The organism is Vibrio sp. 2-1-2a, from assembly GCF_032648565.1.
GTDB classification, from domain to species: Bacteria; Pseudomonadota; Gammaproteobacteria; order Enterobacterales; family Vibrionaceae; genus Vibrio; species Vibrio diabolicus.
The window spans coordinates 409,028-426,879 of sequence record NZ_WBOH01000002.1; the positions used below are offsets into that span (position 1 = coordinate 409,028).

The 17,852-nt window shown below is 45.5% G+C and carries 20 protein-coding genes; 12 read left to right on the forward strand and 8 right to left on the reverse strand.

Translation table 11 applies throughout. The features are described from left to right. The first annotated feature begins 12 nt into the window (after positions 1-12). The 3 genes from dapE to F7Y48_RS06535 are packed head-to-tail and all read left to right on the forward strand — an operon-like array spanning position 13 to position 2,062. On the forward strand, positions 13-1,149 hold the full coding sequence (gene dapE, locus F7Y48_RS06525; protein WP_316682617.1) for a succinyl-diaminopimelate desuccinylase: 1,137 nt from the start codon (positions 13-15) through the stop codon (positions 1,147-1,149). 14 nt (positions 1,150-1,163) lie between these two features. Next, positions 1,164-1,862: a M15 family metallopeptidase gene (locus F7Y48_RS06530; RefSeq protein WP_182034642.1), complete on the forward strand. Its 699-nt coding sequence runs from the start codon at positions 1,164-1,166 to the stop codon at positions 1,860-1,862. Further along, the gene (locus tag F7Y48_RS06535; protein WP_012841517.1) at positions 1,859-2,062 is read left to right on the forward strand and encodes a DUF2897 family protein; all 204 of its coding nucleotides are present in this window, start codon (positions 1,859-1,861) and stop codon (positions 2,060-2,062) included. The genes F7Y48_RS06530 and F7Y48_RS06535 overlap by 4 nt, the downstream gene beginning before the upstream one ends. A 106-nt stretch (positions 2,063-2,168) precedes the next feature. Here F7Y48_RS06535 and bamC read toward each other — a convergent pair whose 3' ends face one another. Together bamC and dapA are read right to left on the reverse strand one after the other, a co-directional pair. Further along, the gene (gene bamC, locus F7Y48_RS06540) at positions 2,169-3,188 is read right to left on the reverse strand and encodes an outer membrane protein assembly factor BamC (RefSeq protein WP_253643897.1); all 1,020 of its coding nucleotides are present in this window, start codon (positions 3,186-3,188) and stop codon (positions 2,169-2,171) included. An 80-nt stretch (positions 3,189-3,268) separates the two neighbouring features. Then, on the reverse strand, positions 3,269-4,147 hold the full coding sequence (gene dapA / locus F7Y48_RS06545) for a 4-hydroxy-tetrahydrodipicolinate synthase (RefSeq protein ID WP_012841516.1): 879 nt from the start codon (positions 4,145-4,147) through the stop codon (positions 3,269-3,271). Between the two features lie 476 nt (positions 4,148-4,623). On the opposite strand from dapA, the gene F7Y48_RS06550 reads away from it, so the two are divergent. Next, positions 4,624-5,166: a glycine cleavage system protein R gene (locus F7Y48_RS06550; protein ID WP_012841515.1), complete on the forward strand. Its 543-nt coding sequence runs from the start codon at positions 4,624-4,626 to the stop codon at positions 5,164-5,166. A gap of 16 nt (positions 5,167-5,182) precedes the next feature. Then, positions 5,183-5,653: a thioredoxin-dependent thiol peroxidase gene (bcp, locus tag F7Y48_RS06555; RefSeq protein WP_005380418.1), complete on the forward strand. Its 471-nt coding sequence runs from the start codon at positions 5,183-5,185 to the stop codon at positions 5,651-5,653. Between the two features lie 76 nt (positions 5,654-5,729). Here the strand turns inward: bcp and F7Y48_RS06560 are convergent, their stop codons facing one another. Together F7Y48_RS06560 and F7Y48_RS06565 are read right to left on the reverse strand one after the other, a co-directional pair. Continuing rightward, entirely contained in the window at positions 5,730-6,803 is a 1,074-nt protein-coding gene (locus F7Y48_RS06560; protein WP_006741685.1) for an AI-2E family transporter, read from the reverse strand. Continuing rightward, positions 6,804-7,040 (reverse strand): sulfurtransferase TusA family protein, encoded by a 237-nt coding sequence (locus tag F7Y48_RS06565; protein WP_085342900.1) that lies wholly within the window; start codon positions 7,038-7,040, stop codon positions 6,804-6,806. It abuts the gene before it with no gap. Between the two features lie 257 nt (positions 7,041-7,297). Between F7Y48_RS06565 and F7Y48_RS06570 the strand changes: the two genes are divergently transcribed. The 4 genes from F7Y48_RS06570 to F7Y48_RS06585 are packed head-to-tail and all read left to right on the forward strand — an operon-like array spanning position 7,298 to position 10,149. Then, positions 7,298-8,749 carry a tetratricopeptide repeat protein gene (locus F7Y48_RS06570; RefSeq protein ID WP_258506787.1) on the forward strand — a complete coding sequence of 484 codons (1,452 nt, stop codon included), beginning with the start codon at positions 7,298-7,300 and terminating at the stop codon, positions 8,747-8,749. A gap of 16 nt (positions 8,750-8,765) precedes the next feature. Then, positions 8,766-9,116: an arsenate reductase (glutaredoxin) gene (gene arsC, locus F7Y48_RS06575; protein ID WP_005380410.1), complete on the forward strand. Its 351-nt coding sequence runs from the start codon at positions 8,766-8,768 to the stop codon at positions 9,114-9,116. Next, positions 9,117-9,686, forward strand: a complete 570-nt coding sequence (gene wrbA, locus F7Y48_RS06580) for an NAD(P)H:quinone oxidoreductase (protein WP_012841512.1) — start codon at positions 9,117-9,119, stop codon at positions 9,684-9,686. It abuts the gene before it with no gap. Between the two features lie 22 nt (positions 9,687-9,708). Beyond that, positions 9,709-10,149, forward strand: a complete 441-nt coding sequence (locus tag F7Y48_RS06585; protein WP_012841511.1) for a DUF2069 domain-containing protein — start codon at positions 9,709-9,711, stop codon at positions 10,147-10,149. Positions 10,150-10,289: 140 nt separating this feature from the next. Here F7Y48_RS06585 and F7Y48_RS06590 read toward each other — a convergent pair whose 3' ends face one another. Beyond that, positions 10,290-11,498, reverse strand: coding sequence for a DUF2066 domain-containing protein (locus F7Y48_RS06590; RefSeq protein WP_316682630.1), 1,209 nt, complete (start codon positions 11,496-11,498; stop codon positions 10,290-10,292). Positions 11,499-11,863: 365 nt separating this feature from the next. Between F7Y48_RS06590 and F7Y48_RS06595 the strand changes: the two genes are divergently transcribed. After that, on the forward strand, positions 11,864-13,117 hold the full coding sequence (locus tag F7Y48_RS06595) for a uracil-xanthine permease family protein (protein WP_047008859.1): 1,254 nt from the start codon (positions 11,864-11,866) through the stop codon (positions 13,115-13,117). Between the two features lie 121 nt (positions 13,118-13,238). Here the strand turns inward: F7Y48_RS06595 and upp are convergent, their stop codons facing one another. Next, the gene (gene upp / locus F7Y48_RS06600) at positions 13,239-13,865 is read right to left on the reverse strand and encodes a uracil phosphoribosyltransferase (protein WP_041852906.1); all 627 of its coding nucleotides are present in this window, start codon (positions 13,863-13,865) and stop codon (positions 13,239-13,241) included. A gap of 179 nt (positions 13,866-14,044) precedes the next feature. Here upp and purM point away from each other — a divergent pair, with 179 nt between their 5' ends. Both purM and purN read left to right on the forward strand, forming a co-directional pair. Then, the gene (gene purM / locus F7Y48_RS06605) at positions 14,045-15,085 is read left to right on the forward strand and encodes a phosphoribosylformylglycinamidine cyclo-ligase (RefSeq protein WP_167426324.1); all 1,041 of its coding nucleotides are present in this window, start codon (positions 14,045-14,047) and stop codon (positions 15,083-15,085) included. Between the two features lie 151 nt (positions 15,086-15,236). Further along, a complete protein-coding gene (gene purN / locus F7Y48_RS06610; protein ID WP_316682633.1) occupies positions 15,237-15,893 on the forward strand; it encodes a phosphoribosylglycinamide formyltransferase in 657 nt (218 codons plus the stop codon). 372 nt (positions 15,894-16,265) lie between these two features. Here the strand turns inward: purN and F7Y48_RS06615 are convergent, their stop codons facing one another. After that, a complete protein-coding gene (locus F7Y48_RS06615) occupies positions 16,266-17,111 on the reverse strand; it encodes a class II glutamine amidotransferase (protein WP_006741678.1) in 846 nt (281 codons plus the stop codon). Between the two features lie 51 nt (positions 17,112-17,162). Then, entirely contained in the window at positions 17,163-17,738 is a 576-nt protein-coding gene (gene lpcA / locus F7Y48_RS06620) for a D-sedoheptulose 7-phosphate isomerase (protein WP_005380392.1), read from the reverse strand. Positions 17,739-17,852: the final 114 nt, after the last annotated feature.

Here is a 17,852-nt window from a genome sequence, read left to right on the forward strand (position 1 = left end):
GAATACTCAAGGATGACAGACAGTCCAGTATTGGCACTTGCTAAAGATCTGATCAGTAGACAGTCCGTAACGCCGGAAGACGCAGGTTGTCAGGATTTGATGATCGAGCGCTTAAAAGCACTCGGGTTTGAAATTGAAGTGATGGTATTTGAAGACACCACGAACTTCTGGGCTCGACGTGGTTCAGAAGCGCCGCTATTTGCGTTTGCTGGCCACACCGATGTGGTACCTGCTGGCAAACTGGAGCACTGGGATACACATCCGTTTGAACCAACTATCATTGATGATTACTTGCATGGCCGCGGCGCAGCTGACATGAAAGGATCACTCGCCGCTATGGTTGTTGCAGTTGAACGCTTTATCGCTGAAAACCCAGACCACAAAGGCTCAATCGGCTTTCTAATTACGTCGGATGAAGAAGGACCATTTATCAATGGTACCGTTCGTGTTGTAGAAACGTTGATGGCACGTGGCGAAAATATCGACATGTGTATCGTCGGTGAACCATCCAGCACCGAAGTGGTTGGCGATGTGGTGAAAAATGGACGTCGCGGTTCTATCACGGGCGATTTAACGGTAAAAGGAACACAAGGCCACGTGGCATATCCTCACCTAGCCAATAACCCTGTGCACGAGTCTCTACTCGCGATTCATGAACTCGCAACAACCGAGTGGGACAAAGGAAATGATTATTTCCCACCAACCAGCTTCCAGATCCCGAACGTATCGGCTGGCACTGGTGCGTCTAACGTCATTCCTGGCGAGTTCCATGTTCAGTTCAACCTACGTTTTAGTACTGAGCTTAACAATGACGCAATTGTTCAGCGTGTTACCGAAACACTAGACAAGCATGAGCTGGACTACGACCTAAAATGGACATTCAACGGCGACCCATTCCTGACCGATACAGGCGCGCTGCTAGATGCAGTTGTTGCTGCTGTTGTCGAAGTGAATGATACGAAGCCAGCACTACTTACAACTGGCGGTACGTCTGATGGTCGCTTTATCGCTCGAATGGGTGGTCAAGTCGTAGAGTTAGGCCCTGTTAATGCTACGATTCATAAAGTGAACGAATGCGTGAAAGTGGACGATCTAGAAAAGTTGACTGACATGTACGAGAACACGTTGAAACACCTGTTAGCGAAGTAATCAGCGAGAACACCATGACACCAGAGCAACTCACCGGCACCACAGATTCTCATCTGCAATCCACTTTAGTGGGTCAAAAAGCGTTTCTACTCCACCCTGAAGTAGCTGACGATCTGCTAAAGATGATTGAAGCGGCAACAGAAGCAGGTTTTAAAATGGAAATCGCCAGTGGTTTTCGTGACTTCAACCGCCAAAAAGCGATCTGGAACGGGAAGTTTTCTGGTGAGTTGCCAATTCTCGACGTCAACTCCCGCCCTTTAAACAAAGCAGAGTTAAATGACGAAGAGAAGTTGATGGCCATTTTGCGCTGGTCGGCACTGCCTGGAGGAAGTCGTCATCATTGGGGTTGTGATTTTGATGTCTATGCGCGCAATTTATTGCCTACTGACACCAAACTCAAGCTGGAACCTTGGGAGTACCTTGAAGGCCACCAGCAAGCGTTCTACCAATGGTTAAAAGCCAACCTTGGTCGATTCGGCTTCTTCTTCCCTTATCAGCAAGATTTAGGTGGCGTTTCGATTGAGCCTTGGCACATTAGCCACCGCACTGTCGGGCAACAGTGCCTCGCGCAATTGACGCCTGATGTGCTCAGAAACCAGCTGATTCAGCAAAATCAGACCGACAACATTGCAGGGATTGACGTCATACTGAATAATTTGGATAACGTCGTTGCCAAATTTATTCACAATATCACGCCGCCGGAGGCTCTATGATAGAAATACTCACCAATCCTTGGGTCATTATCATTGTAGTGTTGAGCGTGGTCATTGGTAACATTGCCGCACTCAAATACACCGCAAAAATGAAGTTTGGTCAGATGGATAAAAGCCGTAAGAACGATTTAGATAAGCTGAACACGTTGGATAAACAGCGCTCCGCTGACGAGGAGAGCAACAAAGACGAGCCTCGTTAGTTAAACACCTACTTTATCCCGACACGCCGAATATAAGCATCAAAAAAGGGACCACTAGGTCCCTTTTCAATTATTGTGTAAACGTCTCGCGTTAAGTTCGCTTTGGTTACTGCTTCACCGTCGCAGCCAATACAGGCGCTAGTGATTTCAAAAACTCTTCTTCTACTGGCTTACCAGAGGAATCCGTAATATTGATAGATGTACGGTTGCCTAAATCACCAAGTAAGAATGTGTACTTACCAGCATCTAACTCCACTGGTTTAACGCCGATATCGTTCCAGAATTCATCATCCGGAGACGCATATTTCGCAGTGATTGTGCCCTGAGACTGGCTACGCTCTTCAATCTTAAAGCCCATCTTAGGTAGAATATTAGGCAGACGTTGCCAAAGCATGTTGTATTGCGCACGCGCGACAATCACAGGAAGCCCGCTGCGGTCTTTACCCATTGTAATTGGGATCTGTTTAACCAACTCTTGCGCTTTACGTTGTGCTTCTTCACGTACTTCTTGATCGTAGCGAGCGGTTACCAAGTTCGTCATGAACACATTGTAGCGCTCACGGTTGGTCGCCGTTACTTCTTTCACTTGATTGCCTTCACGCCAGTCAATAAGACTCACTTTAAAGCCGTGTCGACCATTTGCTTCAGCACGTACGATCTCATATCGGCTACCAATTTCCAGCTCTTCGTCTGGCGAATCCCACGTCACCCAACCTGTCTCGATGCGAGAATCTGTTTGGCTTTCAACTGGAATCTCGTTGGCCGCGACCATGTTTTGTACCGTTTGCCAAACCTTGTCTAGTTCATCTTTACGAAGTAGCCAAAGTGTCACTTCACCATCACTACTGCGGTCCAGACGTGCACCAGGAATAAGCTCTAGGACTTGTTGAGGTGGACGAATGTCGACATTTTTACCTACACCACCAGCATAGTTACCCTGAGGGATCTCATAGTTAGGGTAAAACTGAGGCTGTGCACCCTGTGGGACATTCCACTCACCCAAATTGGGGGAGTTCAAATACTCGAAGTCATCTTTTGCTTGACGACGTTGATTGGCACCACCTGAACAGGCAGTCAATACGAATACAGCTAATGAACTTAACACTAACTGGCTTGAAAGCTTCATCTATACTCCTAAAACACCGAGGGCGCTTTGGCCCCCAGTATGAACTTCAATCCTAGTAACTCAATCTTAATAGCTCAATTTTAATAAATACCGGCGTCGGTTAACGCCTGTTCAACGATCGGCTGCGATTTTTCAGAAAGTGTGGTTAAAGGAAGACGCAAACCACCTTCTTCAATTAAACCAAGCTTTTGCGCTGCCCATTTTACAGGGATAGGGCTTGCTTCAATGAAAAGGTTTTTGTGTAGAGTCATCAAGCGTTGGTTAATCGCCTCTGCTTCTTCATACTTACCTTCACTTGCCAAATGGAACATGTCTGCCATGTCTTTAGCTGCAATATTGTTCGTTACCGAGATAACACCATTGCCGCCAAGTTTCACAAAATCGAGACCCGTCGCATCATCGCCACTTAGTAAGATAAAATCTTCGCCACAAAGTTCACGGTGAATTGCAATTCGGTCCAAATCGCCCGTTGCATCTTTTAAAGCCACGATATTATCAAGCTTTGACAAGCGTGCCACTGTTTCTGGCTGCATATCAACAGCAGTACGGCCTGGTACGTTGTATAAAATTAGAGGCACATCACTCGCTTCAGCAATTGCCTTGTAGTGCAAGAACAAACCTTCTTGAGTTGGTTTGTTGTAATACGGTGTCACACTCAGGAAGCCAGCAATACCAGAATCAGCCAGTAATTTGCTAAATGTTACTGCCTCGTGGGTTGCATTTGCACCCGTGCCAGCAATCACAGGGATGCGACCGTCGGCAAACTCAACAGTTTTATTAACGACCTTTACATGCTCTTCAATGGTCAGTGTCGCTGACTCACCTGTTGTGCCTACTGCCACAATACCGTCTGTACCCGCTTCAACGTGGTACTCTACTAGCTTTTGCAGACTGTCAAAGTCTACTTCGCCATCTGCTTTGAATGGCGTAATCAGCGCTACGATACTTCCTGAAAACATGTTTATCTCCCTCATTTAACTCTTTCTGCATGGTACTGTAATGCGATTGAAAAACACAAGAGCGTAAACTCGCTTACAAAGTACAAATGAATGAATAATTATCAGTTGTTAGAGGTCTAGCAACTTAATTGCTCTATTTGGTTTGATTAGCGGCAATATTGATAATCGTGTTGGGCTTTCGAGTGACTTTAGAATCTATCAGTGATTTGGAAAATACTGAAGTGCACAAGCCAGGAAAATATACTCTTGGGTTGCGCTCACCAAGTCAGACCTGAGTGAATAAAAAGACCAAACAATACGCAAGCACATCATGCAAACGTTTTATTCCCCCGACTCCCTCGTTTACTGCTTGCCCCCAATCGTTCACCTCAAGAGCCAACCTGCTTTTTTGTAAACTAAAAAAGAACTGACTCGATATTTCTCCGCAATATATGTGCTAACATCTCTCTATTGAAGAAAGGACAAGAAGTTCATTTATGAAGCAACATCTGGTACTTACAGCAGTTGGAACGGACCGTCCAGGCATTTGTAACCAAGTCGTACACCTCGTTACTCAAGCCGGTTGTAACATAGTCGATAGCCGTATCGCTATCTTTGGAAGTGAATTTACGCTGATCATGCTCCTAACTGGGAACGCCAGCAGTGTGACTCGAGTAGAAACGCAATTGCCCCTACTTGGCCAAGAGCATGACCTGATTACGATTATGAAGCGTACGTCGGCGCACGAATTGCTCGACAACAGCTACACAATGGAAGTGTTTATTGAGTCTGAAGACCGCCCAGGTCTGACTGAAAAGTTTACTAAGTTCTTCGCGGATCAACAGATTGGTTTGGACTCTCTTAGTGCCCAAACTATCAGTAAGTCGAAAATTCAACTTGATGCCGACCAATTCCACATTGCGATTACCGCATCAGTAAGTGCGGATTGTAACTTAATGCAATTACAAGAAGATTTCGATGAACTTTGTCAGTCGCTCAACGTACAAGGTTCTCTGAATTTCATTAAAAACACACTATAAAGTAAAGGAAATCAAAATGAATACGCTGACAGCAGGCTCGCCAGCGCCAGCCTTCTCTTTGCTCGACCAAGACGGAAATACCGTTTCTCTTGAAGACTTTAAAGGCAAGAAAGTACTTTTCTACTTTTACCCTAAGGCGATGACGCCGGGTTGTACTACACAAGCAAAAGGCCTTCGTGACATCAAAGCTGAACTCGATGCACATAACGTGGTGGTACTCGGCGTAAGCATCGACCCTGTAAAGCGCCTAGGCAAGTTCATCGAGCGCGATGATTTAAACTTCACTCTGCTTTCTGATGAAGATCATGCCGTTGCAGACCAGTTCGGCGTTTGGGGCGAAAAGAAATTCATGGGTAAAGTATACGATGGTCTTCACCGCATTAGCTTCCTGATCAATGAAGAAGGCGTAATTGAACACGTGTTCAACAAGTTCAAAACCAAAGATCACCACGAAGTCGTATTAAATTACCTGAACGAAAACGCATAAGCGCGATCCGTTCTCAAATAACAAAAAGCCCAGCAAACTGCTGGGCTTTCTTTTGAGCATTGTACTTTGGTAACGCCTACTCTTGTTCGACTGGTTCGTTTTCTTCCGTACTTGGTAAGGCATGCCATACGGCTTTAACTAGTGTCGCCAACGGAATGGCGAAGAATACGCCCCAAAAACCCCACAAGCCACCGAAGACTAACACTGCCACAATGATGGCAACGGGGTGTAGATTTACCGCCTCGGAAAACAGAACAGGAACCAACACATTACCATCCAGCGCTTGGATAATACCGTAAGCAAGCAGCAACCAATAAAACGGAGGCGCAAGACCCCATTGGAACAGACCAACGATGGCGACAGGCACAGTTACAGCTGCCGCGCCGATATAAGGAATTAACACCGATAAACCGACAGCTACGGCAAGCAGCGCCGAATAGCGAAGATCTAAAATGGCAAAAGTCACGTAACTCACACCACCCACGATTAAAATCTCTAACACTTTACCGCGAATGTAATTTGATATCTGCTCGTTCATTTCATGCCAAACTTTATTCGCCAATTTACGGTTTTTCGGCAAAACACCACTCGCGATTCTTAGCATCTCTTCTTTGTCTTTCAGTAAGAAGAAGATAAGTAGTGGCACTAAAATCAGGTATACCGCTAGCGTCGCAATACTAACTAATGAAGCAAGTGAACCTTTTACTACACTCTCACCAAGTCCCAACGCTTGGTTTTTGGCATTTGTCACCACGGTTTCTACAATTTCTAAGTTTGCTAACTCAGGATGACGTTCTGGTAGCGTGACAATAAACTTTTGTAACCCGTTGTACATGTTTGGAATATCGTTAATTAGATTACCGACCTGAGTCCAAATCGTCGGAACCAAACCAAACAAAGCGATCAACATCAATCCGACGAACATTAAGATCACGATGATGACCGACAAAGTGCGCGGCACGCCCATGCGACACATTTTTACGACTGGCCATTCAAGTAAATAAGCCAAAACGATCGCGACAAGCAATGGCGCAATCAAATGCCCAAAGAAGTAAATGGTGATAAAACCAAACAGCAAGATCGCGACGAGACTTACTGCATGAGGGTCTGAGAAACGTCGTTTATACCAACGACTAACCATTTCAAACATCTATGCGGATTCCTTATTGAATACAGTCAATGTGTAGTGCTCTGATGTAGATTGGCAATCCACTAAGTACCCTTGGGCACTGAGATAGTTCACAATGTCTCGTTTAGAGCTGTTATCCACCACTTGAATAACAAGTTGATGATACTGCTGCGTTTCTCCTTGAAAGACTTCAGCAGCGTGACGCTTTGCAAGTAACAGTGCCATAGGGCAACGTTGTTCACGCAAATCAAGTAACATGGATTCCATTGTATTGCTCTGCACTTATGATAGGGTTGTATTGTAACGGCTTTTTGAGCTGGTGCTAGCACTTCTGACATGATTTAACCACATGCTGAAATGACTCGGATATAAAATAATTTACGAAACCAATTCATTTATTTCCGGTCTTATTGCTAGCTTATATCCTCGCGGATAACCAAAACGCATGTGGCGCTGTTGAGAGGTTCTCAGCCTCTAACCACATGCTTATGTATTTTGGAGAACCTTTTAAACGTATGTTAAAACGCACTCGCTCGCTAGTTTGCTTATGTCTTGCAGCTGCAATCAGTTCGCCGACAACTTATGCCAATAGCATTGACTTGCCAGACATTGGCACGGCTGCTGGTGGCACGCTCTCAATAGACCAAGAGTTGATTTACGGCGACGCCTATATGCGTATGCTCAGAGCCAGTAAACCTATCGTTAATGATCCTGTTATCAATGAGTATATTGACGCTCTCGGGCACAGATTAGTAGCCAATGCGAACGATGTAAAAACGCCGTTTCACTTCTTTATGATTCGCGACCGCAATATTAACGCGTTCGCGTTTTTTGGTGGTTACGTAGCGTTGCACTCTGGGTTGTTTCTTCATGCACGTTCAGAAAGCGAGTTAGCCTCTGTTGTTGCTCACGAGATTGCGCACGTCACACAACGCCACCTTGCGCGCAGCATGGAAGAGCAAGCACGTCGCTCTCCGGCCACATTAGCTGCACTCGCTGGCGCATTACTGCTTTCGATTGCCTCACCAGAAGCGGGGATGGCTGCAATTACGGCGGCAACCGCAGGTAACATGCAAAGCCAAATCAACTACACTCGCGCGAATGAAAAAGAAGCGGATCGCTTTGGTATTTCAACACTGGCAAAAGCTGGTTTTGATGTTCAAGCAATGCCACGTTTTTTTGGCCGTCTTGCAGATGAATATCGTTATGCGAGTAAACCGCCGCCAATGCTACTGACTCACCCACTACCTGAAGATCGAATTACCGATAGCCGTGCGCGAGCAAGGACCTATCCACCAATGCGAGTTGTGCCTTCAATAGACTATCACCTAGCGCGTGCGCGCATTGTTGCGCGGTACGCCGGCATTGACGGACAAGCTGCTTTAGGCTGGTTTGAGCGAACTCAAAAGAAAGCCTCTGCGGACATCACACCTGCTTTTGACTATGGGCGAGCACTCATACATTTAGACAGCAAACGCTTGTCTCAAGCGGAACCTATTTTGAAAAAGTTGCTGGAGCAGGACCCAAGTAACCCGTTCTACCTGGATGCTATGACGGATTTATATATCGAGAAGAAGCAGCCAGAAAAAGCAACCGAGATGCTCCGTAAAGCGTTATCTCGGAACCCTCAAAATAAAGTATTGACCATTAACTATGCCAATGCGCTACTTGAGGACAATAAAAACGATCAAGCCACGCGAGTTCTTCAAAGATACACTCATGATTATCCTGAAGATACAAATGGCTGGCACCTAATATCGAAGAGCTACCACGCGCTAGGACGTAGTGATGAAGAGTTGGCTGCGCGAGCGGAAATTTTGGCGTTGCGAGCAAACTGGAATAAAGCGATTCAATATTATAGTGAAGCAAGTAAAATGGCCAAGTTGGGCAGCTTAGAGCAAGCTCGATACGATGCCCGTATTGACCAACTCATGATCCAAAGAGATCGATTCATGGCATTACAATAACGAAATGGAGAAAACCATGTCAGTCGTGATTTATCACAACCCTCGTTGCTCAAAGAGCCGTCAAACACTTGAACTGCTTGAGCAAAATGGTGTTACACCGGAAGTCGTCAAATACCTAGACACACCACTTAACGTAGATGAGCTAAAAGCGCTGTACGCACAACTTGGCTTTTCATCTGTACGTGAAATGATGCGCACCAAAGAAAGCGAATACAAAGAACTTGGCCTAGGCGAAGACTCTGTTAGCGATGAGCAATTGTTCGAAGCAATGGCGAAAAATCCAAAATTATTTGAGCGTCCGGTGGTAGTTGCCAACGGCAAAGCGAAAATTGGTCGACCACCAGAGCAAGTGTTGGATATTCTATAAATGGATTGCCAGATCCTTATTTTGTATTTCAGCCGTCACGGCTCGACAAAACAACTGGCAAGACAGATAGCAAGAGGAGTCGAATCGACTCCTCAATGCCAAGCAATTTTGCGTACAGTTGAAGAATTGTCACCTCACTCACACTCCCCTTCTGATCCAATTGTTACTCTAGAGGAACTGAAAACGTGCGACGGTCTAGCGTTTGGCAGTCCCGTCTGGTTTGGCAACATGGCTGCGCCTTTAAAGCACTTCTGGGATCAGACTACATCTTTATGGGTCAGTGGTGACTTAATCGATAAGCCAGCTTGTGTCTTTACCTCTTCCTCTTCGATGCATGGTGGTCAAGAAACAACGTTACAAAGCATGATGACCCCTTTATTGCATCACGGGATGATGGTTTTGGGCATTCCTTATGCCGAACCAGAGCTACACACTACGCAGTCCGGAGGCACTCCGTATGGCGCCAGCAGTGTAGGCCATGAGGCAACCCTCAGCAGTGAAGAGATTCGTCTGGCACAACAATTAGGCAAAAGGCTGGCAACTGCAGCGTTAAAACTAAAAGTCTGTTAGTAAAATCAAGGATAGTTAATCGATGTCTGACTCTTTAGACCAAACACCACTCGGTACACAGGCTAAAACTTATCGTTACCTGGCTTTATTTGGCAACTTAGCCTTATTGGCCTGGGTCGCTATTTGGCAGCTTGCGTTGTCCCCTCACCCTCACCTCAGCAGCACAACACTTGCTATTGCTTGGTGTATTCCGCTATTACTTCCGTTGCCTGGTATTTTGGCCGGCAAGCCTTACACTCATGCTTGGGCTAACTTTGTTCTTATGCTGTATTTCTTGCATGCGCTGACCATCCTTTATGTGGATGGCGGAGAACGTTGGCTTGCGGCAGTAGAGTTGCTCCTGACTTCACTCGGTTTCGCTGGCAATATTTTGTTTGCTAGAGCGAGAGGCAAAGAGCTAGGTCTTAAGTTGAAACGCCTCTCTCAAGTAGAAAAAGAAGAAAAAGCGAAATTCAATAAATAACGCCAATCGCAGTCAATCACTGATCATTGGTTCGAATACTAATTTAGAAAACAAAAAGAGTCGCTATTGCGACTCTTTTTTACGCTTACCACATTGGTGTTTGATCCTTGCGCTTCACGCCTGGAAAGCTATCAATGCGATTACGATGCCGAGCGCCACTCGTAGATCAAGTCATACTGTTCTCGGACAGGCTCCACAATCATCGGCTGAGTTGGTTGCGTTTCGTCCTTTGCTTCCGCCGCGATATCCGTAGGCACTTCAGACTGCACTTTTTCTACCATAGCTGTATCTTTAGCTTCATTCATCGGAGCAATTGGCTCTGCTTCTTGAGTTAAAGCTGGGGCATCAACTTCACCCAAAGGATCTTCAAAAACCATTAATTGAGAAATAGAAGAAGCTTCTTTCTCAAAAGCTTGTTGAGATGCCAAAAGATGGATGTTGAGCGTCAGCTCATCACCTTGGACACGCTTAATTTCCGTACCCGCAACCGAATTAAGTTGTTTTAACGCATTCTCTAAACGGAAGAAGTCCGTGGCAGACGTTACATTAAGGACTTTCACCGCCAACGCTTTTGAAGATTTTCCAGATACTACTACTGCGCTCTTACTCGCGTAGTAGTCAGCGATGCCATCAACCATCTCAGCAATGGCATTAGCGCCTGATGCGGAACCGTTACGCGGAGAGCGTTGTGCTTCAACAATTCTCATTGGTGATTGATCGTATAACGTCCAGCGAATTTGTTCTCCCTGAGCGCGCACAACTAAAACGGCATCCGCTGGGTATCGCTGGCTGGCTTGGCCAATGGGCTCAATAAAGCCGCCCCAAAGATCAGAAACATTAACACCAGTTACATCATCAAAATCACCAACCGGGATCGTGATCGGCAAGCCTCTCGATTTCGCAGCACTGCGAAGTGCTACAACGTTTGAAGAGTCGGAATGCTCCCAAGCAATATTACGATCGTAGCTCTGCTCTTCCACCATCCAAACCAAAATATTGGCGCGATTTGGCGACCAAGATGGCAATTGTGCTTGTGTTAAAAGCGAGCTGATTTGGTCGCTGTTAAACAACATTTTTAAGCTCGCTTTTCCATCAACCTGCCCATAGCTCAGTTGGGAAATGTAACGCGCACTTGAACCAAGTGCCTTTTTAATCACTGGATTGCTTAAAGAGGATTGAGAACCGGTCGCTCGAACAATCACATCCTGCATACCTTGTTGACGAGCCAGAGACTCACCGTCGTTCTGCTCACTGTCGATAACCACTTCGGCACGATAGATATCCACCTGAGTTAATGCATATACTGGTAGGGACAACCAACCTATCAGTAAGAGAGCTAAATAGCGCATAGTTTTTATAATCCTCTGAACAAGAACCCGAATAATAAGCAACTATCAAATCTTGAGCAAGGTAAGTACTGAGTAAATTGTCTGTATTATGACCAGCTTTGTTAACTCGGGCCTCAACCAGCGCTTCAGTGCTATTTTTTATAATAAACTCATTGCTTATTAAGCTATCTCAACAAGTTAGGCTGTCTATTTTTCACCTTCACGCAAGACACGTAAAAGAGGACAATTTGCAAGCAACTAACTCTCAAAAACGCTATTTATGGGAAAGATTCAATCGAAAGTTTGATCCATGCAACGTTGCAAACGATTGCAGGATGATAGTATTCGCCGGATTTGTCTGCGTATCTTGAAAATAGGGAATTATTATGAAAAACGCGTTACAAGGCGCTCAAATGCTCTTTGTCGCTTTTGGTGCTTTGGTGCTTGTGCCGCTGCTAACTGGCCTTGATCCAAATGTCGCCCTCTTTGGTGCCGGTGTCGGTACTCTCCTCTTCCAATTAATGACTAAACGTTCTGTTCCCATCTTCCTTGCCTCTTCTTTTGCGTTTATTGCTCCTATTATGTTCGGTATCCAAACTTGGGGTATCGGCGCAACGATGGGCGGCTTAATGGCAGCGGGCCTGGTTTATGTGGCTCTAGGGGCGATGATCAAAGTGCGTGGTGTTGGATTTATCCATAAAATTCTCCCGCCTGTTGTCGTTGGCCCTGTGATCATGGTGATTGGTCTTGGCCTTGCTCCAACAGCAGTGAACATGGCGGTAGGTAAAACCGGTGATGGTGCTGCACAGCTTGTTAATGGTGATGCTGCGATCATCATCTCGGCGGTCTCACTGCTCACAACCATTGTACTAAGCGTGTTTGCAAAAGGCTTCTTGAAGCTCGTTCCTATTGTTGGTGGTATTCTTGCTGGTTACTCTGTTTCTCTATTCTACGGGGTGGTTGATTTCACTCCTGTAACACAAGCGGCTTGGCTAGCCATGCCAAACTTCACCGCGCCAGAGTTCAACATAAACGCAATCTTGTTCATGATTCCTGTCGCTATCGCACCTGCGGTAGAGCACGTAGGTGACATGCTTGCTATCTCAAACGTTACAGGTAAAAACTACCTGAAAAAACCTGGCCTTCATCGCACAATCGCAGGTGACGGGGTGGCAACTATCGCAGCCTCGATGGTGGGTGCTCCACCAAACACCACTTACAGTGAAGTTACAGGAGCGGTAATGCTAACCAAAGCATTTAACCCTGTGATCATGACTTGGGCTGCGATCACTGCAATCGTACTTGCATTGGTAGGTAAGCTAGGCGCGGTTCTTCAAACGATTCCAGTACCTGTCATGGGCGGTATCATGATTCTGCTGTTCGGCTCTATCGCCACAGTAGGCCTCAACACACTGATCAAGAATAACGTTGATTTACATAAGTCTCGCAACCTAGTGATCGTTGCCGTAACACTTGTATTTGGTATTGGCGGTATGGCTTTCGGTATTGGCGAGTTCAGCCTACAAGGTGTGAGCCTATGCGGTATCGTGGCAATTATTCTTAACCTTGTGCTACCAAACGATTTAGGTGAAAACCACGTTGTAGATAACGCACAAATGGAAGAAGAGAACGCGAAATAGTGCGTCTGCGCTGCTTTACTGAGTGGCACATTTTATTCTTCTCGTATTATAGATATAAAAAAGGCTTGGTTTTCACCAAGCCTTTGTTTTTTCTGTTCAGTCGTAGTAATACATTAAAGAATTACTTAGTACCGAAGATCTTATCACCTGCATCACCTAGACCCGGTACGATGTAGCCTTTGTCATTTAGCTTCTCATCGATTGCCGCAGTGTATAGCTCCACATCTGGGTGTGCTTTTTCTAGCGCTTCAATACCTTCTGGTGCAGCAACAAGTACCAACACTTTGATTTGGTTACAACCTTTCTCTTTTAGAAGATCAATCGTAGCAATCATAGAACCACCCGTTGCAAGCATTGGGTCAACAACAAGCGCAATACGCTCATCGATGTTAGAAGCAAGCTTGTTGAAGTAAGGAACTGGCTCAAGTGTTTCTTCATCACGGTAAATACCAACAACACTGATACGTGCGCTTGGCATGTGCTCAAGAACTCCGTCCATCATGCCTAGACCTGCACGTAGGATTGGTACTACGGTTACTTTTTTACCTTTAATTTGGTCTACTTCTACCGGACCGTTCCAACCATCAATGGTCACTTTTTCTGTTTCAAAGTCTGACGTTGCTTCGTAAGTAAGTAGGCTACCGACCTCAGTCGCTAACTCACGAAAACGTTTTGTGCTGATGTCACCTTCTCTCATTAGACCAATTTTATGTTTTACTAGAGGGTGCTTTACTTCAACAACTTTCATGTCCATCTCCGGCTATAGTTGGCAATATTTAAACAAACCTTCAGATTATACATGATTTTTACAGGGATATCAGGATAAATCACTAAAGAAAAAAACAGAAGCAAACGTTTGCTATCTGTGTTTAAGCACTGTTAGAATAGCGCCGTTTTCATATCCAACTTAATACCGAGGACTTCCCTGTGAGTGGTAACAACTCTTCTCTTAGCTATAAAGACGCTGGTGTAGATATTGATGCAGGCAACGCGCTTGTGGATCGTATTAAGGGTGCGGTAAAACGTACTCGTCGCCCTGAAGTTATGGGTGGTATCGGTGGTTTTGGCGCGCTATGCGAATTGCCAACCAAATACAAACAACCTGTACTGGTTTCTGGTACTGATGGCGTAGGTACTAAGCTTCGCCTAGCACTGGATATGAACAAGCACGACACTATCGGCATCGACCTTGTTGCGATGTGTGTAAATGATCTTATCGTGCAAGGCGCAGAGCCACTGTTCTTCCTAGATTATTACGCAACAGGCAAACTAGACGTTGATACCGCAGCGGATGTTGTTTCAGGTATCGCTGAAGGGTGTGTTCAAGCAGGTTGCGCCCTAATTGGTGGCGAAACTGCGGAGATGCCTGGCATGTATGAAGGCGAAGACTACGATGTAGCTGGTTTCTGTGTTGGCGTAGTAGAAAAAGAAGACGTGATCGACGGCACGAAAGTCGCTGCTGGTGATGCACTTATCGCTGTTGGCTCAAGCGGCCCACACTCAAACGGTTACTCCCTTATCCGTAAAATACTAGAAGTATCTGGTGCAGATAAGAACGAAGAACTAGCAGGTCGCACTATCGGTGAGCACCTACTAGAACCAACTAAGATTTACATCAAATCAGCACTTAAGATGATTGAGAAACACGACATCCATGCGATTTCTCATATCACTGGTGGTGGTTTCTGGGAAAACATCCCACGTGTGCTGCCTGAAGGCACAAAAGCAGTTATCGATGGTAACAGCTGGGAATGGCCAGTGATCTTCAAGTGGCTACAAGAGAAAGGCAATGTCGACACACACGAAATGTACCGTACGTTCAACTGTGGTGTGGGTCTAATCGTTGCACTACCTAAAGACCAAGCGGAAGCCGCGGTTGCTCTTCTTCAAGAAGAAGGTGAAAACGCGTGGGTGATTGGTCAAATCGCGCAAGCAGACGCGAATGAAGAGCAAGTTGAAATCCAATAATTTGCAAATCGAGCCCACAAGATAAAAAGAATGAGGACACTAGATGACTAGGTCCTCATTTTGCTATCTAGAACAATAAAAACCATTCTATTAGTAGGTAGTTTAGAAGCTACATAACTCCAACCTACAATACCAAGGCACTCTCGACATCATGAAAAACCATACCCTAAAAAACATTGTGGTCCTCATCTCGGGTAACGGAAGTAACCTGCAAGCTATCTTGGAAGCTTGCGAAGACAGCATGCCAAACGCACGAGTAGCAGCCGTGTTCTCTAACAAAGTCGATGCTTTTGGTTTAGAACGTGCAAAAAACTTTGATGTAGACGGTCACTTTATCGACCCTAAAGCATTCGACTCGCGTGAAAGCTTTGATGCAGAGCTAATGAGTCAAATCGATGAATACCAACCAGACGTGATTATTCTGGCGGGCTACATGCGTATTCTGAGCAGCGAGTTTGTTTCTCATTACATGGGTAAGATGATCAATATCCACCCTTCTCTTCTACCAAAATATCCTGGGCTACACACACACCAGAGAGCAACTGATGCTGGCGACAAAGAACATGGTACGAGTGTGCACTTTGTAACGGAAGAGCTTGATGGTGGCCCTGTCATACTGCAAGCAAAAGTTCCGGTGTTCGAAGACGATAATGCTAGTGTACTTGCAGCGCGTGTTCAGGCTCAGGAACACCGAATCTACCCTATGGTGGCTAAGTGGTTAGTAGATGAGCGCTTAATCATGAAGGATGGTAAAGCCTATTTAGATGGCGCAGAGCTTGGCGCACACGGCTACGCCTCCGATGAGTAGTCCTGAATACCAAACTCCAAACACAAAAGAGCAGCCTGAGAGCTGCCTTTTGTTATTTTGAAACATATAAACTTGATTCAAGAAAGCCGCAGTGAGACTAGAAACCTAAAACCCAACATTCTAAAAAATCCCATAACCACTTGAGTAACACGACACTCGGAAAGTAGATTCTGAATCTGGTTCGTTCCTCACCGTTCAGAATGACGTGGTGTTTTATGAGAAATTTCTATCAGTTACGTCTTTCCGGCAAGCCTTAGCGAGACTAGGAACCTAGAAAGTATGAGAGTTCACCAGTATACGCATTCGGTTAAAAAACGTATAAAAATAAAGCTCGCGATTAAGCGAGCTTTACGAGTTGTTCCGAATTAACTGCTATTCTAACGGCTCAGTTGGCGCCTGATTGCCCGGTTTCGCCGCTGCAAACGGCACATTCACCAGTTCAGAGGCATTGTTTTTCACAAGTTCACCTAGGTGAAACAAGCCGTATTCGCCAGGCTTCATCCGCTGCCAAGCTTCATTGCCCGTTAAAGGTTGAGTCGCGATCACAGACACAATGTCGTGTGGCGTTGTTTCTTCTTGGAAGTTAATTTCCACATCTTCATCAAGCAAAGCGGCTTTACCAAACGGTGCGCGTCTCGTGATCCAATACAAGTGATTGGTGCAATACGTCATTACATACTCACCATCACTCAGAAGCATGTTAAATACACCCTTCTCTCTTAGCTCATCACAACATTTAGCAACATATAAGAATACCGATTCCATATCCTTTGGCGGCTCAGGATATCGATCTTCCATTTGCTTCAGTAACCAACAAAAGGCCAGTTCACTATCTGTCTCACCGACAGGTCGGTGTCGACCCGTATGTAAGTCTTGATAGCCTGAGAGCTGACCGTTGTGCGCAAACGTCCAATACCTCCCCCACAGCTCACGTGTAAAAGGGTGAGTATTTTCTAAATTAACGCCGCCACGATTCGCCTGTCGGATATGGCTAACGACAGCGCGACTTTTGATGGGATAATTTTGCACTAACTCTGCAATTTGCGACTCACAACTTGGCTTGGGATCTTTGAAAGTTCGAAAACCTTTCCCTTCGTAGAAGGTAATTCCCCATCCGTCACGGTGTGGGCCAGTTCGACCTCCACGCTGCATGAGCCCGGTAAAACTGAAACAAATATCCGTCGGAACATTAGCGCTCATACCGAGCAATTCACACATGATTTAAAAAACTCCCTAACAACACAGCTCGAAAAGGTGGCTGTGAAACGACTATTCCATCTCTTTTTCAATCAACTGAATGATGATATGAATAATCTTAATATGAATTTCTTGAATACGGTCCGCATAACCAAAGTGTGGCACGCGGATTTCAATATCGGCAAGCCCTGCCATTTTGCCGCCATCTTTGCCTGTTAGCGCAATCGTCTTCATGCCTTTCGCTTGCGCCGCTTCAATCGCTTTCAGGATGTTACCAGAGTTACCTGAAGTCGACAGACCAAACAGTACGTCACCTTTTCGACCAACGGCTTCTACATAACGGGAAAACACGAAGTCATAACCAAAGTCATTACTCACGCAAGAAAGGTGACTTGGATCTGAAATAGCAATACCAGCATAGCCAGGACGGTTTTCTCGGTAACGGCCTGTTAACTCTTCGGCAAAGTGCATCGAATCACAGTGAGAACCACCGTTACCACATGACAGTACTTTACCATCTTGCTTGAATGAGTCAGCAATCATTTTCGCCGCTGCTTCGATTTGCGCAATGTTATGGTCATCGCTTAAAAATTTGTTGAGCACTTCAGCAGCTTCGTTTAATTCACTTCTAATCAGATCATGGTACATAAGACGTTCTCTTTATTATTTCGGCTTCAGTCAGTCCTAGATTCACTGAGCAAATTGTTCTGATACCAATTTGGTATCGGACATTTCATAAACCTGAACTCGGGTTTGATTACT

What these genes read in the sequence shown, in the direction of transcription:
- bcp (WP_005380418.1), top strand. Translation starts at nt 5,183, where the DNA reads ATGAATACGCTGACAGCAGGCTCGCCAGCGCCAGCCTTCTCTTTGCTC.
- dapE (WP_316682617.1), top strand. Translation starts at nt 13, where the DNA reads ATGACAGACAGTCCAGTATTGGCACTTGCTAAAGATCTGATCAGTAGA.
- F7Y48_RS06595 (WP_047008859.1), top strand. Translation starts at nt 11,864, where the DNA reads ATGAAAAACGCGTTACAAGGCGCTCAAATGCTCTTTGTCGCTTTTGGT.
- F7Y48_RS06535 (WP_012841517.1), top strand. Translation starts at nt 1,859, where the DNA reads ATGATAGAAATACTCACCAATCCTTGGGTCATTATCATTGTAGTGTTG.
- F7Y48_RS06590 (WP_316682630.1), bottom strand. Translation starts at nt 11,498, where the DNA reads ATGCGCTATTTAGCTCTCTTACTGATAGGTTGGTTGTCCCTACCAGTA.
- dapA (WP_012841516.1), bottom strand. Translation starts at nt 4,147, where the DNA reads ATGTTTTCAGGAAGTATCGTAGCGCTGATTACGCCATTCAAAGCAGAT.
- F7Y48_RS06615 (WP_006741678.1), bottom strand. Translation starts at nt 17,111, where the DNA reads ATGTGTGAATTGCTCGGTATGAGCGCTAATGTTCCGACGGATATTTGT.
- wrbA (WP_012841512.1), top strand. Translation starts at nt 9,117, where the DNA reads ATGGATTGCCAGATCCTTATTTTGTATTTCAGCCGTCACGGCTCGACA.
- arsC (WP_005380410.1), top strand. Translation starts at nt 8,766, where the DNA reads ATGTCAGTCGTGATTTATCACAACCCTCGTTGCTCAAAGAGCCGTCAA.
- F7Y48_RS06560 (WP_006741685.1), bottom strand. Translation starts at nt 6,803, where the DNA reads ATGTTTGAAATGGTTAGTCGTTGGTATAAACGACGTTTCTCAGACCCT.
- F7Y48_RS06585 (WP_012841511.1), top strand. Translation starts at nt 9,709, where the DNA reads ATGTCTGACTCTTTAGACCAAACACCACTCGGTACACAGGCTAAAACT.
- upp (WP_041852906.1), bottom strand. Translation starts at nt 13,865, where the DNA reads ATGAAAGTTGTTGAAGTAAAGCACCCTCTAGTAAAACATAAAATTGGT.
- lpcA (WP_005380392.1), bottom strand. Translation starts at nt 17,738, where the DNA reads ATGTACCATGATCTGATTAGAAGTGAATTAAACGAAGCTGCTGAAGTG.
- F7Y48_RS06530 (WP_182034642.1), top strand. Translation starts at nt 1,164, where the DNA reads ATGACACCAGAGCAACTCACCGGCACCACAGATTCTCATCTGCAATCC.
- F7Y48_RS06565 (WP_085342900.1), bottom strand. Translation starts at nt 7,040, where the DNA reads ATGTTACTTGATTTGCGTGAACAACGTTGCCCTATGGCACTGTTACTT.
- F7Y48_RS06570 (WP_258506787.1), top strand. Translation starts at nt 7,298, where the DNA reads ATGTTAAAACGCACTCGCTCGCTAGTTTGCTTATGTCTTGCAGCTGCA.
- F7Y48_RS06550 (WP_012841515.1), top strand. Translation starts at nt 4,624, where the DNA reads ATGAAGCAACATCTGGTACTTACAGCAGTTGGAACGGACCGTCCAGGC.
- purN (WP_316682633.1), top strand. Translation starts at nt 15,237, where the DNA reads ATGAAAAACCATACCCTAAAAAACATTGTGGTCCTCATCTCGGGTAAC.
- bamC (WP_253643897.1), bottom strand. Translation starts at nt 3,188, where the DNA reads ATGAAGCTTTCAAGCCAGTTAGTGTTAAGTTCATTAGCTGTATTCGTA.